The following is a 279-nucleotide window of genomic DNA, read 5'->3' as shown; positions in this document are numbered from 1 at the left end:
ATGTCGCATAGGGCAATAGCTTACGAAAGGCAGCAACCAACGTTTGCTCATCGCCCAAACTACCGCCACTATTGGCAACTAGCACGGGATCGAGCACAAACGGTGTACCTGCTTGGATAATAGCATCAGCAAATAGCTGGGTGAGCATGGTGATATTATCCGTCGTGCCCAGCATCCCCGACTTAATCACGCTGACGGGCAAATCCGCAAGCACCGTGGTGGCTTGCGCTTTGACCAAATTAGCTGCACAGGCTTCAAAACCAAATACTTGCTGCGAGC

1 protein-coding gene is annotated in these 279 nt (G+C 51.6%); it reads right to left on the bottom strand.

Annotation, left to right across the window (positions count from 1 at the left end; translation table 11 throughout):
* The coding region (locus AAEY83_RS14390; protein ID WP_351059906.1) for a bifunctional hydroxymethylpyrimidine kinase/phosphomethylpyrimidine kinase at positions 1 to 279 on the bottom strand (279 nt) is incomplete at both ends.

It is taken from the genome of Psychrobacter sp. TB20-MNA-CIBAN-0197 (genome assembly GCF_040309765.1).
In the GTDB taxonomy this organism is placed as follows: domain Bacteria; phylum Pseudomonadota; class Gammaproteobacteria; order Pseudomonadales; family Moraxellaceae; genus Psychrobacter; species Psychrobacter submarinus.
Note: the sequence above shows the minus strand (reverse complement) of the source record. Positions and strands in the feature narration are given on the sequence as shown.